Raw genomic sequence first — 16,066 nt, forward strand, 5'->3', positions numbered from 1 at the left:
CATACATAACTAGGGATGAGAGGATGATCATAGATGAATCATGATACATTGGAGAATAAACGGGTCGTTATTATTGGAGGGAGCTCAGGTATCGGACTGGCTACGGCAATTCAGGCAACAGAGGCAGGTGCGGATGTGATTATTGCAGGCCGATCGGCGCCCAGACTGGAGGAAGCGAGGGAACAGATTGCGAAGGTTGCGGGCAAAGGCGTTTCTGGAGAAACGGTAGTGGAAGTTCATGTATTAGATAATCAGGATGAACAGCAGCTGGAAGCATTTTTCGCCCAGATCGGCATGTTCGACCATCTCTTCACGCCAGGAGCAGCCTACACTAGAGGCCCGCTGACTTCGGATCGGGAGACGGCAGAGAGTTGTTTCAAAGGCAAGTTCTGGCCTCAATACTTTGCGGCTAAATACGCTGCACCGTTTCTCTCGGCTTCCGGTTCGATCACGTTAATGTCTGGTGGATTCAGCCAGCGACCACTGGATGGCGGCGCCTCCTACGCCGCATGTAACGGTGCAATTGAGAGTCTGGGAAAAGCACTCGCGGTGGAACTGGCACCGGTTCGTGTGAATGTTGTATCTCCAGGAACCATCTGGCGGGAGGGGCAAGAAGGGACACCGCGTGGTGATCATTTTAAAGATTATGAGAAGCTTTCTCTGCTCAAGCGGGTTGGCTACAATGAAGAAATTGCACATACAGTGACGTATCTGATGACCAATACATTCACAACTGGCAGCACCTTGTATGTGGATGGCGGGTATACCTTGATTTAAGAGCCTGAGTTATATAGGTCTATAAGAATACTTTTTAAAAATAAAATGATGAAATATAGCGAAAAAAATTGAGATCCACCCTATTTTTGTACTACAGGGTGGATCTTTTTCCTTTTATTTTCAATTTTTGTTTAGATTCTGTTTATTGCAGTGCAATACAATAGGCCTTACGTATCAGAGGTAATGAATTTATATGTAAAAAAACATGAGATCGGGAGGATCAAGTACATGAATTACAGAAAGCTGATAAGCTGCCTTTTAATTGCGGTTCTGTTGTTACAGGTGGTTAGTGTGGGTGGGGTGGCAAGTGCTGACCCGGTTACTCCATTGGACCAACTTAATTTGGAGAGAGCGATGTATATTGAGTCGGATGAAGGTACGACGGTGACCCATGTTCAGAATCTACTTGAACAACAAGATTTAATTACACTGCCTGAAGACTATGAAGCATTGAACGACAATCAAAAATATGAAATTGCCAGAGGCATGGTCATGCTGCTTCCACTGGGAATGAATTATGAGAGTCAAAACCAAGTGGAGTATGTTTTTGCACTTCTATATGAATTAGTGAAATTTCCTAAAGAGAAGTATCCAGATACTGCAGAGAACCTTCTGAAAGGGATATACGATTTGTATAGTCATGCTGAGGAATTTCTTCCTACAGATCAAGCAGAACCGATGGTTGAGGCCAGTGCTGCCTACCGCATTTTAAGCGGTGCTGATAAAGGGATGTATACTAATATTTTGATGTTTGAACCTGCTCTGGGGAATTTTGAAAAGGCCATCTATTATAATGGTCAACTCCAAGCCTTGATCGTGACTCTATCAGAATACCTCCCAATTAATAAAGCGAGCAATGTTACAGATATGGAGGCTGTACTAAATGCAATGTATTGGAACCACTTTACAAGTATGATTTTTGCTGGGGATAACCCTAGCCTTCAATTGTATATTTTCCCCGTCAATATGAGGAAAATGTCGACCATCCAGAATGATACAACCAAAAAATCCGAGCTGGCTCAGTGGATGATTGATCATAAGCCGCAAAGCGGTTATGGAACAGTATCTGAAGTTCAAACCACGTTTGATGCTTTTTTCGAACCCAATAGTTCAGCCTTGTTGGAGCAATTTAACGATATCAAAGAGAAAAAAGTTCAAGATCATATTACCGATTTCATCCCAGAAGTAATAGAGCTGCTTAGCAACAAAAATTTCATTGCTACTCCGGATTTTGACTCATTATCTGAGGAAGAACAATCTGACATTGCAAAGTATATGTTGGAGGAATCAAGTACGCCAGCATCTAGTAGGTATGAGAGTAAGGAACAAGTCCAATATGTAGTGCAGTTGGCCTTGCAAGCCTTGGAGCTTCCTCAGAAAATTGGAGGAACTGACTCCAGAGAAATCCTTGATGCATTTTTTAATAAACAAGCCGAGCGAATACACCAACAATTCAATGATATAGAAGCAGATGATGAATACTATGAACATATTAACTATTATCTCAATTCCTCCGAAGTTGAAAGACGTATGGCAGCTTTTAGATATGAGCGCAAACTCACAAGAAATCTTGATATCTCAGATATACTGTATTATACAGAATCAGCCTTGGATGATACCCCTTTTATTAACAAAGTAGAAACATCAGAAGAAATGTTGAAAAAGTTAATAAATATGTTAGAAATTCAGGGAGATATTGAGACATACAACTCCGATGAAGACGTGGAGATTCCACTTGGGAAGTTCCCTTTGGATGTTAGCAAATTGGATAATCTCACTTCTGAAGAGCAAGAACAACTGGCAGACCATATGCTTAGCGAGAGACCACTTGGTGGATATGCAAGTTTTGAAGAAATTCAGACTGCATTTAATAAATTTTTCCCTGATGATAACGAGACCGATCCACTGACTGCCTTAAATATTGCAAAAAGCAACTTTGATAGAGATGCTATGCGTGTCGCGATGGAAAACCCGGCTCTGGGTATTACTCTGCCGGATGGCTACGGCGCTTTAACCCCGCAGGTTAGAAATTTCATTGCAGGATTCCTGATTCAATATGTAAGTAAAGAGTTCAAAAATAAAGAACAGGTTCAATACATGATTGAACTGGGTGTCCTCGCACAATCGGTTTGGGAGCAAAAGGAACTTGTTACTCTTAAAAACAAGCTGGATGCACTTGCGCAGAAGTTGGCCAATTTGCCAGCATCCTTTAATGATCAACAAAGCGAAGAATATCGTAGTATTGGTCAAGAATACTTGAAACGTACCAACGAAGTAGACAAAAGTGTGTTTGCCTACAGATACTTGTATTCAATAGCTTATGAGAGGTTAGAAGGGAATTACCAAGGGGATATCGTGGAACCTATGGTTGTGCTGGGGCACTTGACTACGCCATACCAGTCAATCGATAAGGCTACCAAGGTTAATCGAATGGATCAATGGCTTGATTCAGCTATGAATGACTACATTACAGGTGAAGCATTCTTCAACAAATACAAATTTGATCGTACAGGTGCTCTTGATTTATCCAAAAGAGCAGAGCTGAGTCCTGAAGACCAAAAGGAATTGGCAGAGTGGATGCTTACTGAACAAGACAGCTACGAGACTGTTGAGAATCTACAGTATGTATTTGATCGATTCTTTACAGCTCCTAATGTGAAGGGGAATGACATCAATAACACCCTAACGGGCTTGGACGACACGATGGAAATTTCCTTTGACAACAAGTTGCACTGGTTGGATCTGGCTAATATTCAGAAACTTGATCTTAGCGGTAACAAAACGGTATGGGTTCGTTACAAAGCAATCAGAGATGAACTGCCAGGCCGCGCTGTGAAGATTGTCTTTACACAGAACGGTGATAGCAGCACAGACAATGGAAATACTCCAACCCCTAACCCGGGTGGAAACACAGGTGGCGGATCATCTGCGACAGCGCCTGTAACATCTACACCTGCACCAACAACGAAACAAGAACAGATCGTGGTCGATGTTAATGGAACGAACGGCACCAACTTGACCAAAACACCGATCACCCGTACAACCGAAACGAATGGCATCATTAAAGATTTGGTGAAAATGACCGAAGCGATTGCCAAGGAATCGGTGGAAAAAGCGAAGCAATTGAACATGAACACTGCACGCATTGTCATTCCAGACACCAAAGATGCCGTGTCCGAGACACGGATTGAACTGCCTAAGGCAGCCGTAAAAGAATTGAATGATGGTTCGCTGAAACTCGAAATTTCCACTGAAAATGTAGTGATTTCCGTGCCGACGAATTCCATCGCCGGATTCGATCAAGATCTGTACTTCCGTGTGGTTCCGCTGAAAAAAGAATCGGAGCGAAAAGAAGTCGAAGAGCGTGCTAAGAAAGAGCAGTTGATTCAGCAAGTGGCTCCGAATACCAATGTGCGTGTACTGGCTCGTCCGGTTGAAATCGACACGAATATGCAGAGCCGCGAAGTGACGTTGACGTTGCCACTGCGTGATAGTCTGCCGACGGATGCGGCTGCTCGTCAGCAAGCATTGGACAACCTGGCGATCTACATCGAACACAGTGACGGCACAAAAGAATTGATTCAAGGCAAACTGGTGCAACTCGCGGATAACAGCGAAGGCATTGAGTTTACCGTAACGAAATTCAGTACATTCACCCTCGTTGTGGTGGATGGGCTGAAAGCTTCACAAGGTAAAAACCAACCGTACATTCAAGGTTTTGGTGCAGATTTCCGCCCAGATGCATTCGTAACACGTGCACAAATGGCAGCCATGCTGGCTCGTAATCTGTCGAATGAAGCGGCAGCAGCAGGTTCCACCACTAGCGTTAGCTACAAGGATGTATCTGCGACACACTGGGCAACCAGCGAGATTCAAAAAGCGCAATCTGCCGGCATCATGAACGGTATGAGCAACACCCAATTTGCACCGGAAGGCTCGATTACCCGTGCACAGATGGCGACGATTGCTTATCGTTGGATGCAGCAACAATCTACTACTACAATCGTGAATGGCACAGAAGTTTCCTTCTCAGATGTATCCGCAGACCTGTGGGCAACCGATGCGATTGCATACGTGCAAAATGCTGGCCTGATGGTCGGATACAACGATGGTACATTCAGACCGGATAGCAAGCTGACGCGTGCAGAAGCGGTGAAAGTGTTGAACGTATTGTTCAACCGCACCCCACTCACTGGCGCAGTTGTGCCAACGTTCAGCGATGTACCAGCAACACACTGGGCATATGCAGATATTGAAGCGGCAGCGCAGAAGTAATTACGTTCACAGATAAATACAAGGTAACAGGATAGCAGGGGAATAGAATAGATAGAAGAAAGAGCTGTTCCAAAAGCCATACATTGGCTTGGGACAGCTCTTTTTGCGTTATTCTTCTATAATAGCTTCTCACGGGTTCGTTAGAGTTGGTATCGCGATTATTTCCGCCATATAAGGCTTGTACAGTTCGTTAGTGCTTGGACCAGCCTCTAGATAATTTGTACAAGGATAACACAGCGCAGTCGCCTAATCTTTGTTGGGGGAGTGTGCAGCATTTTCATAGAACTTACCGTCACGCAACTGATCCACGAATCCTTGTAACCAGACGTAATATTGCTCAGCGTGTTGGAGTTTGTGCAGATCACGCAGTGCATCATCTCGATCTTCGGAAGAGGTATGCTCCGAAAGAATCATGGCGGACAGGTCAGGAACAACCTCACGAATGCCTTCCAACATCACATCCACTTCCCGCTGCAGCTTCGAACCAAAAAAATTCTGGAATGTACGATAAAAGTCGGTCTCAGCCAGATACTGATCCTGACGATCCTTCTTCTCCTCCAATTTATAGATCATCTGCGACTCCGTAAGTGACCGAACCGCATAGCTCATGTTGCTCTTGCTCATATTCATCGAGGTCTTCATCTCTTCAAGTGTCATCGGTCGATCTTCGAAATACATAATGCCGTATAATTTGCCAAATGTATGATTAACTCCATACAGATCCATCGTATTGGCGATGGCCTCAATGACTCTCTCCCTCAGCGCATGCCGATCAGATAACGAAGATTGATTCAGGTTCCCGGCAGTTTCTTTTCCCACAATGTCACCTCTGGTTTATGATAGCGTTCCCACTTGCTGCCTCATATTTTACATGACTTGCTTCAATTTTAACATAAGCCGGAATTAGAATTTTCAATCCGAGTGTACAATCAATTTTGTACAGAAGAAATATAAAGCTGATTATACTCAAAAATTCCCAATCATTAAAGAAAAATTGGACAGTAAGGAGTGGGGGATTTGCGTTTAAAACTATGGAGGGAGTCTGAGGCGGTACTATTCACGCTGCCAGCTCTAATCCCATTGCTGATCTTCTGGCTGGGACCTCTGGGATATATCGTGTATCTCAGCTTCACCGACTGGGACTTCATGAGCCCGGACAAGCTGTTCGTTGGACTGGACAATTACAGTTATCTGCTGACTAACTCTGAATTCTATCGGTCATTGAAAGTCACCTTGTTATTCGGACTGGGAAGTGTAATCCCAACCATTGTAGGCGGATTGGCGCTTGCGATGCTCATGAATAGCAAAATCAAATCATCCGGTATCTTCCGAACATTACTCTTCTCACCATGGGTTACCCCAACAGTTGCGGTGTCCATTGCGTGGTCCTGGATCTTCGAGCCTGAAGTGGGGCTCGCTAATCTTATGCTGGGTTGGGCTGGTGTATCTCCGATCGGCTGGTTGCGTGATGCGAACTGGGCACTGGTTGCTGTTCTGATCGTCACCCTCTGGAAGTCGATTGGGTGGGCGATGGTATTTTATCTGGTTGCATTACGAAATCTGCCGTCTGATCTGCTCGAAGCAGCTTCGATCGATGGGGCAAATGGTTGGGACAAGTTCAGAAGCATCACGTTACCGCTCATCTCACCAACAACATTCTTTCTCTCGATTATTCTTACGATCCAGTCCTTGCAAGCCTATGACCAAATTAATGTCATGACGCAAGGTGGGCCGGCGGGTTCAACGAGAACGTTACTGTACATGTATTACCAGTCTGCATTCGAATCCTTTAACGTAGGTGAAGCTTCTTCCATCGCCGTTGTGATTATTCTGATCTGCGTCTTGCTGTCGGGTGTATCCTTCCTGCTTGGCAGACGTCTGGTGCACTACTAATGACAATGACATGGCCTACCAAAAAGTCTAAACGGATGAAGCGCAAGGAGTTGCAGAACGTGTCACAACCAAATTTTAAAATAAGTAAAATCATCCGCTATCTGCTGTTAGCCGTTATCGCACTGGGTACAGCTTTTCCCTTCTATTGGATGGTCATTAGCGGATTCAAAACCAATGACGAGATCTGGCAGTTCCCGCCGACCTTCTGGCCGGAGACGTTCCTGTGGAGCAACTATGTGGATGCCTGGAATGCGGCACCATTTGCCCGTTACATCCTGAATAGTACCGGGGTGGCCTTAGCCATCTGTCTATTTCAGATCGTCAACTCCAGTATGATGGCATACGCCCTGACCCATATGAAATTCCGTCTCAAAGGTGTACTGACCTCCCTGATACTGGTGGGTTATATGATACCAAGTACAGCCGTGTATCTGCCTAGTTACCTGGTACTTAGTGAGCTCAACTTGCTGGATTCCTACACAGGCTTAATTGTCTCCAACTGTGTCAGCGTGTTCTCGATCTTCCTGATCCGGCAGGCGTTCATGCAGGTATCTCATGAATTGGTGGAAGCCGGACAGCTGGACGGTGCATCCCACTTCCGGATTCTCTGGACGATTATCACGCCGCTTGTTCGCTCAAGCTTCGCCGTGATGGTGCTGATTACGTTTATTGAACAGTACAACAACTATTTCTGGCCGATGCTCATCACCAAAGACCCTGATTTACAGCTGGTATCGGCGGGTCTGCGCAGCTTCTTTGTAGAAGGCGGGGCATATGGCCTGGCTTGGCCACAGATTATGGCTGCGAGTGCCTTCACGATCGCACCGCTGCTTATTCTCTTCCTGTTCACCCAGAAGACGATCATGCAGAGCGTGAATATCACGGCAGGTGTGAACAAGAACTGATATGAATTACCATTTCACCTAAAACGGGAGGAACGACAATGAATTGGAGTCAGGCAAGCATGACATGGAAGAAGAGATTGAGGTTGAACTGGAAGGGTGGCATGTCGCTGGTACTCGCGACCAGCTTTGCTCTGTTGACCGCTTGTGGAACACAAGCACCCGCAGAATCAGGCACAACGGCTGCTGCCAGTGGAACCGAAGTTCAGGCCAAAGATCCGGTTGAGATCGAGTTCTGGTATGGTCTGGGTGGTAATCTGGGTGATAACATGAAAAAGACGATTGATGCATTCAACGCCTCCCAGAACGAAGTCGTTGTAAAAGGAATTGTACAAGCAGATTACACGGAGACGGAACAGAAGCTGCAAGCAGCGATTGCTTCCAAGAATGTTCCAGCCGCGGTACTTAGCTCCAATATAGACTGGGCACGCAAAGGATATTATGCGCCTATGGATGAGATGATTGCTGCTGATCCGAATTTTAAGAAAGATGATTTCATCCAGACATTCCTGAACCAGGGACAGGTGGATGGTAAACAATACTTTTTGCCAATGTACGGTACAACTCAGATCATGTATTACCGCATGGATACGTTCAAGGAGAACGGAATCGACCCAGCAACTCTGACGACATGGGAGAAGCTGGCTGAGGCGGCTGCGAAGATGAGCAAACAAGAAAATGGAAAGACCACCTTCTACGGTTGGGAACCGATGTGGGGTAGCGACAATATGATTGATGCCGTGCTGGGTAAGGGCGGACAGATTCTTAGCGATGATGGCAAAACCGTCATGATTGATTCCCCGGAATGGATCGAGACATGGGAACTTTTCCGTAAATGGATTAACGAAGACAAGATTATGGGCATTCATTATGGAGGTCAGGGCTGGGAGTATTGGTACAAAACGATTGATGATGTGATGAAAAATAAAGCAGCAGGTTATACCGGATCTAGTGGTGACCAAGGTGACTTGGACTTTAGCGTAGTCGCTGCGATGCAACAACCAGGCTGGGAAGGCGTTGGTGAAGGAAAACCGGTAGCAAGTGCCATTTCGGCAGGTATCCCGTCAGCTGCAACGCCTGAACAACAACAGGCAGCATACAAATGGCTTACGTATTTCTCTGAAACTTCGAACACAGCTTCATGGTCCATGAACACCGGATATATCGCAGTACGTCAATCGGCTCAACAAGATCCAGAGTTCATGAAATTCAGTGAGGAAAATCCACAGATCACTGTACCACTGCAACAGGCAGCTCACGCTTCGGCTCCATTCCAGGATCCAACGGGTGGCAAAATCAATGATGCATTGAAAGATGCGGCTGATCAGGTGCAGATCAATAATATGCCAGCTGAACAAGCGCTGAAGGAAGCGAAAGAGAAGGCGCAGAAGGAACTGGATCGTATTGTGAAGTAACGATATCGACGAACTGCTTCCGCGAGATTTGGTTGTGAACCTGTTCGGATTTCAAGCAAAAACGTATTATGATTAGTAACTCATGCGAAAAGGGCGGTACATGCTGTACCGTCCTTTCCGTTCATACAAGATCGCAGACAAGGAGTTTAACCGATGCAAGATGGAACGTATGTGGATGGATTAACAATTCCGACTGAAGCCGTTTTGTTCGACAAGGATGGGACATTACTAGATTTTACGGGCATGTGGGGGTTCTGGACCGATTGTGTGTTGAACGACTTCAGAGACCAGCTAGCTATCCGGGGATTGCGTATCAACACGGATGAACTTCCACAGATCTGGGGAACGCTCCACGATGACCAAGGTCGAATGAATGGGTATGATGTGCGCGGCCCGCTTGCCATGGGCACGATGGATGAAGTGTATGCCGTGCTGACGTGGCATGGTTATCGTGCGGGTCTCAGCTGGGCGGAATCCAAGATGATGGTTCGGGAGTGTTTGGCGCATGCAGAGGAAGAGATGGAGAACCATCGTCCTGCACGTCCGTTACCGGGAGTTCAAGAATTCCTTGAACAGTGCCGCAGTGAAGGCATGGTTATGGGTGTCGTAACGGCAGATGATACACCCAGTGCGATTAAACATTTGCAGTGGATGGGACTGGATTCCTATTTTGACGTGGTGATTGGTACAGATCTGGTAGAGCGAGGCAAACCATTCCCCGATATGCTTCTGCTTGCCTGTGAACGGTTGGGAATACCTGTACAGCATACTGTAGTTATTGGAGATACGGACGGAGACATGGAGATGGCACGGACTGCTGGTGCAGGGTACAGGATTGGCATTGGAGAACCGGGAAGAATCCATTTGGCGGATAGAACGATTCAATCCTTCCATGAATTGCTGAATGGTGGGCTTGGCCGATGACGAACAGTCATGCCTATTTGGGCTGGGTACTGTTGGCAATGGCCATCGGGCTGGAGCTTAGTGCTACCATTTTGCTGAAAGTATCGGATGGATTCTCTCGGTTATGGCCGTCAGTGATGATGTTTGTCTGTTATGGCGCAAGCTTTACCTTTCTTAATTTTGCAGTGAAGTATATGCCGCTGGCTGTAGCCTATGCGATCTGGTCTGGCGTGGGCATTACGCTTATTGGCGTCGTGGGACATTACTATTTCGGTGAACGTCTGCGGCTCACGTCGATGGTATGGATCGGTTTTATTCTGATTGGCATTATTGGACTGAAATGGAGTGATTCTTGATGAAAAATGAACATACACCAGAGCAACCTATTGCCAGCTTCCAGGTCATTACGGACACACATGTGCGAGATGAGGCAGACCATATTCATAACCGGCATCTGGACCAAGCATTCGCCGATATAGCTACATTCAGTCAAGGGAGCAGCGGGATTATGCATGTGGGTGATGTGACAGATCGGGGGCTGCCGAGCGAATATCGTGAGTTGCAGCGCATATGGAAGCAACATGCGGAGAGCTTGCCGGACATTCGGTACACGGTAGGTAATCATGATATTGGAGCCGTGGTGTGGCAAGATCCCCCGATTGTTTTGCTTGAGATGAAAGAGGATGAAGTAGCCGAGTTGTTGGAGCAGGGAGCAGATATGGAGCTGGTCACTAAACAAACCGCTGCTGAATCAGCTGCACTAATTGAGCAACTATCCGGCGGGACCTATACATTGCCTGCTGCACCTTCAAAGCAGGAGGGTCAAGATATCTCTGACGAAGCTGTATCCATTACGGTCGCAAGGTTATGGCAACGTCGATGGAGTGATTTTCAAGGCACAACAGGCATGAAGGGCTCTTACCACGATCACTGGATTGATGGGTATCATTATATATTCCTGGGTACCGAGCAACCTCATCCGAAGGATTGTGATATGTCGGCTGAACAGCTGGCATGGCTGGATGCGAAACTGTCTGAGCGTGCAACACCGGATCATCCCATCTTCCTGTTCTTGCACCAGCCGCTGATGGATACGGTAGCTGGATCAATGAAGGAACAGGGGTGGTATGGTGTGAATCAGGATGCGGAACTCAAGGCCGTTCTGGCTAAATACCCGCAAGCAATTCTCTTCTCAGGCCATACCCATTGGCAACTGGAAGCACAGCATACGATGTTCAATGGTGCAGGCCACATGCCAACGATGTTCAATGCGTCGTCCGTAGGTTATCTCTGGACGGATCAGGATGAGCATCTGGAGGGCAGTGAAGGACTTCATGTGGAGATATATAAGGATCGAGTGGTTGTGAAGGGCCGGGACTTTGTCGCGGGCGAATGGATCGAGGGTGCTGAGTTTACGGTGCGTTATCCTGTAAAAGGGTATTAAAAACAGAGTACCTGGGGTGGTACCCGAAAAGGCTACCCAAAGTAGAACTTATAGTAAGACTAAGTGGTTTAGAGAGAGAGTCACTTTTATGGGTGGCTCTTTATTAATAATATGTTTCTAAATATCATACAAAGCTAGCACTAACATAGATAATTTAATGGATTAGGTAATTAGGCTCTGGTAGAATGTACCTTTGTTATCTGATTCTTGTCATATGCAATATGAGAGAATAATAATATTAATTTCTTTAAAGGTGAGGAGGCAATTGTATTGGGCTTGTAAGAACTCGTAATGGGCTTAATTATGATCTCGTTTTATTTGTGTGTGAATAAGGACCAGAAAATTTTATTGAAAGGATTAAAATTCCATGCACAAGATTAACTTGAATTCACTTGGAAAGTCGATGTTACCTTTGATTATAATCATGCTGGCAATCATTATCTTTCATGCATTTAATATTTTTATAAAAGGAGCAGTTTACTTTACAGTAGGATTCTATGGATTGGGACAAAAGCTAGGAAACTTTCTTGAACATTTTTTTAACGCAGTTTGAGAAGCAGTGCACAACTCCTTTGCTAGTCCCCATGAGCACATTACTATAAGAGGTGGACCTGCTAATGCCGTTAGAAAGAAGTTATAGTTTGAAAGAGGTAGCTATAAAAATAGGATTATTACTGATACTTCCTGCAATTGCTTTTATGCTTGCATCCTTAGTTTTGGGGAGTTTGGGAATAAAAGATGTGAATGAAGCATTTATAATCCTGTTATTTCAATTGATATTTTATACGTGGTTTCTCGCTCTTAACAAGAGGTTCAGAAAATACATACGTGAATCACTGTGTTACAAAATAAAAATGAGGACAGCCACCCTTTATATCGTGATTGGAATCGTATTATTGGGCTTTACCAGTTTTTTTATACTAGGTTCCGGGATTGAATCCAACGAGAGTCAGAGAGAAATCTTTAACGTGGGCGATCTTGACTCAATCATGACTTTTCAAAATGTTTTTGTTATTTTCGCAATCTGTATTGGTATTCCGCTCTACGAGGAACTACTGTTTAGAGGGTTACTTTTTTCAACGCTCTCAAACAAATATGGAACATGGTTGTCCTTAGTAATCTCTTCAGTGATTTTCGGATTGTTGCACGGTGATGTTTTTTTAGCTACTTCCATATTTGGACTTGTGTTTTGCTGTATATTTTATAAAACAAAATCACTGCTTCCAGGAATATTACTTCATATGATCTGGAACTCATTAAGTGTATTGTTAATGTAAGAATGTAGATAGAGATTGATCCGGTCTGGACCATAAAGTTCCACGTGAAACGTAGCCGGAGAGGCTAGGTTTGGGTAAAGTTGTAAATGAGTATGCGTACAAACTATACTCAAATAAGTACACATGATATGCACGTACTCGTTCATTCAACCTATATATGGAGAGGAAGTAGAAGCGGCATGAGAGAACTTCAGGTTCAAACGAAATATGGTACTGTTCAAGGCGAGCTTTTGCACGGTGCAAGCGTATGGAAAGGCATTCCCTATGCCAAACCCCCGGTAGGTGAGCTGCGGTTCAAGGCTCCGGTACAACCCGAGTCATGGGATGGAATCAGACAGGCTACACAATTTGGGCCTGAAAATATACAACCTCGAAATCATCAACCTGAAGGCCTGACAGAACTACCGAATGAGTCAGAAGATAGTCTGTATCTAAACATCTGGGCGCCTAAGGAAAAGGAAGCAACACGACTGCCGGTTATGGTATGGATTCACGGCGGCTCCTTCGTATCCGGTTCGGGCAGCCAGCCGATGTATGATGGTACACAGTTAGCGGTGCGGGGGGACGTCATTGTTGTGACGATCAACTACCGACTGGGACCTTTGGGTTTTCTTCATATGGCTCCATTAGGTGATTCATATGTATCCAATGCAGGTCTGCTGGATCAGGTTGCGGCATTACAGTGGGTGAAGGATAATATCTCTGCTTTTGGCGGTAATCCGGACCAGGTTACGGTGTTCGGCGAATCTGCAGGCAGTATGAGTATTGCTGCGTTAATGGCGATGCCATCGGCCAGAGGACTCTTCCAGCGTGCCATTATGGAGAGCGGAGCTTCACAATTCATGCCTGCAGAGCAAGCTTCAGCGTTGCGGGAAGGCATGCTGAAGATTCTTGGCGTGGACACGGATAATCTACACAAGCTAAGTACAATCCCTGCAGAGCAGATTATTGCAGCGGGTGAAACGGTCAAACAGCAGAGCGGCGCAGGTTTGGCATTATTCTTCCAACCGGTATTGGACGGACATACACTACCACAGGTGCCGCTTCAGGCAGTGAGCGAAGGCTCAGCGCAGGACATTCCCGTGCTGATTGGTACGACATTGCACGAGGGTGCGCTATTCATCCAGCCGCATGTCCCTTTTTCAAAAGAGATTGATATGGTCCAGGGCGTAGACTTTATGACACCAGATCTGGAGAACCGCGTAGCCATCGCGGATAGTTATCCAAAAACGGCAGACGGACAAGCCCAAGTCATGACGGATATGTTCTTCTGGCGGTCTGCGTTGCAATATGCTGTTGCACAGCAGAAATATGCTCCGGTGTGGATGTATCGATTTGATTGGGTGATGCCGGAACATCCTCTGTTACAAAGAGCGATTCACAGCATCGAAATGTTCTTTGTGTTTAATACCCTGCATGTCCTCAAATTCATGAATGCGGAGCCTGACGAGGCTGCGGCGGCACTTGCCCTCAAGGTACAGGATGCCTGGATTTCCTTTGCCAAGAACGGCAAACCTGAAGTTGCAGGTGTGAACTGGCCAGAATACGAGCAGGATCGTGCGACACTAATCTTCAACCATGAGATTGAGGTTGTACATGATCCGGAAGCAGCCAAGCGAGAGCTGTTGGGTTTATAAAACAGGCCGATTATTGTGTATGTGTTACCCTGAATCATTGCTAAGAGTTCAAATCAAAGAGGACGTTCATTCTCAGAATGAGCGTCCTCTTTGATTAATCCGGCTGAAGAGTAAGTAGAACGTAAGCTCCATTTAGGTGGGACATTATGCATTGCATTGTTACACACCAAACATTATTTACGAGAGGCACGCGTGCGGGACACCTCATCGAAGTAGAAGGAACGTTTCCCACGGGAGAAGAGCACGATCAAGACATGAACCAAGAGCACTGCGTAGACTAAGATATAGACCCCGACTGTTCCCAGGGAAAGCAATATTTGATAAGGCCGGAGCATAACATTCTCATTACTGGTGAAGGCATAATCATTGACCCAGCGGATGATTGTAATCACGAACCAAGGGGTGTAAAGTGCGAGCAGTCTTTTAAATAATGACTCGATGGTGGGTGATCCACTCTGGCGATTCACATATCGGAAGCGCAGAATAGCTGAGCCTGGTGTTGTTCCGTTCCTTACCCACGGAATGAAGAACAGCACGATGACCATCGCAATGGATGTATCCAGTGCTCCTTGAATTACATCGGACGGGGTGAAAAGGGACAACACATTGGTAATCAGCACGACTACCGCACCATCAATCATTAACGCGAGCAACTGAGGCATGGCATACACTCGGTTCTGCTCCACAATCTGTTCGCTCCTTGCCTGAATGCTTTCACGTGATGGGAATAAGGCAAGCAGGATGGGAGCTGTGAAGAATCCAATGACCGCTCCTGAAGTATTCAATAACAGATCATCTACATCGAAGAGGCGGTAAGGACAATTATAATACCTGTAGAATCCGGTGATCTGAGTGATCTCGAAGAATAAGGAAAGCCCGAATCCACCAAGCAGGGCGTACTTCCAGAAGGCTCTCTTTTGAAAAAAGTAACGGATATATACACCCAGCGGCATGAGAAGCAGGACGTTAAATAGAACTTGCAGGAAGGCTCTGCCCTGAATCATGCTGAGATAGCTGGATGGCTGAGACCATACCATGGGTGTTTCTTTCATGATGTCTTTGACAAATGTGAATGGAATCAGATTGTAGTGGATCGTGTCAACGGCTTGCTGCGCACAGGTATCTCGCGTCGTTGGAAACGGGAGAATGACGAGGCAATAGGCAGCCAGAATATAAAAGATAAAGGAAAAGCTGACGCCAAACCGCGACCAGCTAAAGAAGCCGTCTTTGCGATAACCATAGATCAACCACGGCACCAGCAAGAACATGGCCGCAACAACAAAGATGAAAAAAGCCGTTTGCACAGGAAAAACATATGAGGACATGAGCAGGGACTCCTTTGGTATCAAATATATGATCAATTCATAGCGGCATAAAAGTATGTGTTAGTGTATTGCGTATCCAATAATTACATCATATGTAGTTACCCTTAAAGTGAGGGATGCATGAACCTTAAATTTGGTTTAAATCCATTCATGCAGTGATCAAGCGTATGGAACATACCGCCGAAATCCCGTATACTTGCTGGATAGCCAATCGTAGA

The 16,066-nt window shown here is 45.7% G+C and carries 12 protein-coding genes; 10 read left to right on the plus strand and 2 right to left on the minus strand.

What is annotated here, in order from left to right; all coding sequences use genetic code 11:
• Positions 1–33 precede the first annotated feature (33 nt).
• Positions 34–777 (plus strand): SDR family oxidoreductase, encoded by a 744-nt coding sequence (locus ACTHPG_RS18765; RefSeq protein WP_440390991.1) that lies wholly within the window; start codon positions 34–36, stop codon positions 775–777.
• A 228-nt stretch (positions 778–1,005) separates the two neighbouring features.
• Positions 1,006–5,052, plus strand: a complete 4,047-nt coding sequence (locus ACTHPG_RS18770; RefSeq protein ID WP_440390992.1) for an S-layer homology domain-containing protein — start codon at positions 1,006–1,008, stop codon at positions 5,050–5,052.
• A gap of 246 nt (positions 5,053–5,298) precedes the next feature.
• Here ACTHPG_RS18770 and ACTHPG_RS18775 read toward each other — a convergent pair whose 3' ends face one another.
• Positions 5,299–5,871 (minus strand): GbsR/MarR family transcriptional regulator, encoded by a 573-nt coding sequence (locus ACTHPG_RS18775; protein WP_440390993.1) that lies wholly within the window; start codon positions 5,869–5,871, stop codon positions 5,299–5,301.
• Between the two features lie 198 nt (positions 5,872–6,069).
• On the opposite strand from ACTHPG_RS18775, the gene ACTHPG_RS18780 reads away from it, so the two are divergent.
• From ACTHPG_RS18780 to ACTHPG_RS18815, 8 genes are all read left to right on the plus strand, one after another.
• Positions 6,070–6,945 (plus strand): carbohydrate ABC transporter permease, encoded by an 876-nt coding sequence (locus ACTHPG_RS18780; RefSeq protein WP_440390994.1) that lies wholly within the window; start codon positions 6,070–6,072, stop codon positions 6,943–6,945.
• A gap of 59 nt (positions 6,946–7,004) precedes the next feature.
• Positions 7,005–7,850 carry a carbohydrate ABC transporter permease gene (locus ACTHPG_RS18785; RefSeq protein ID WP_440390995.1) on the plus strand — a complete coding sequence of 282 codons (846 nt, stop codon included), beginning with the start codon at positions 7,005–7,007 and terminating at the stop codon, positions 7,848–7,850.
• Between the two features lie 38 nt (positions 7,851–7,888).
• Complete coding sequence (locus ACTHPG_RS18790) at positions 7,889–9,262, plus strand: ABC transporter substrate-binding protein (protein WP_440390996.1); 1,374 nt, start codon at positions 7,889–7,891, stop codon at positions 9,260–9,262.
• 153 nt (positions 9,263–9,415) lie between these two features.
• Complete coding sequence (locus ACTHPG_RS18795; RefSeq protein ID WP_440390997.1) at positions 9,416–10,186, plus strand: HAD family hydrolase; 771 nt, start codon at positions 9,416–9,418, stop codon at positions 10,184–10,186.
• Positions 10,183–10,521 carry a DMT family transporter gene (locus tag ACTHPG_RS18800; RefSeq protein WP_440390998.1) on the plus strand — a complete coding sequence of 113 codons (339 nt, stop codon included), beginning with the start codon at positions 10,183–10,185 and terminating at the stop codon, positions 10,519–10,521. The genes ACTHPG_RS18795 and ACTHPG_RS18800 overlap by 4 nt, the downstream gene beginning before the upstream one ends.
• Positions 10,521–11,609: a metallophosphoesterase family protein gene (locus tag ACTHPG_RS18805; protein WP_440390999.1), complete on the plus strand. Its 1,089-nt coding sequence runs from the start codon at positions 10,521–10,523 to the stop codon at positions 11,607–11,609. The genes ACTHPG_RS18800 and ACTHPG_RS18805 overlap by 1 nt, the downstream gene beginning before the upstream one ends.
• Before the next feature lie 617 nt (positions 11,610–12,226).
• Positions 12,227–12,886, plus strand: a complete 660-nt coding sequence (locus ACTHPG_RS18810) for a lysostaphin resistance A-like protein (RefSeq protein WP_440391000.1) — start codon at positions 12,227–12,229, stop codon at positions 12,884–12,886.
• 179 nt (positions 12,887–13,065) lie between these two features.
• Positions 13,066–14,523 carry a carboxylesterase/lipase family protein gene (locus tag ACTHPG_RS18815; protein WP_440391001.1) on the plus strand — a complete coding sequence of 486 codons (1,458 nt, stop codon included), beginning with the start codon at positions 13,066–13,068 and terminating at the stop codon, positions 14,521–14,523.
• 173 nt (positions 14,524–14,696) lie between these two features.
• On the opposite strand, the gene ACTHPG_RS18820 is transcribed toward ACTHPG_RS18815, so the two are convergent.
• On the minus strand, positions 14,697–15,848 hold the full coding sequence (locus tag ACTHPG_RS18820; protein ID WP_440391002.1) for a VanZ family protein: 1,152 nt from the start codon (positions 15,846–15,848) through the stop codon (positions 14,697–14,699).
• Positions 15,849–16,066: the final 218 nt, after the last annotated feature.

Source organism: Paenibacillus sp. SAF-068 (genome assembly GCF_051967555.1).
Classification (GTDB): Bacteria; Bacillota; Bacilli; order Paenibacillales; family Paenibacillaceae; genus Paenibacillus.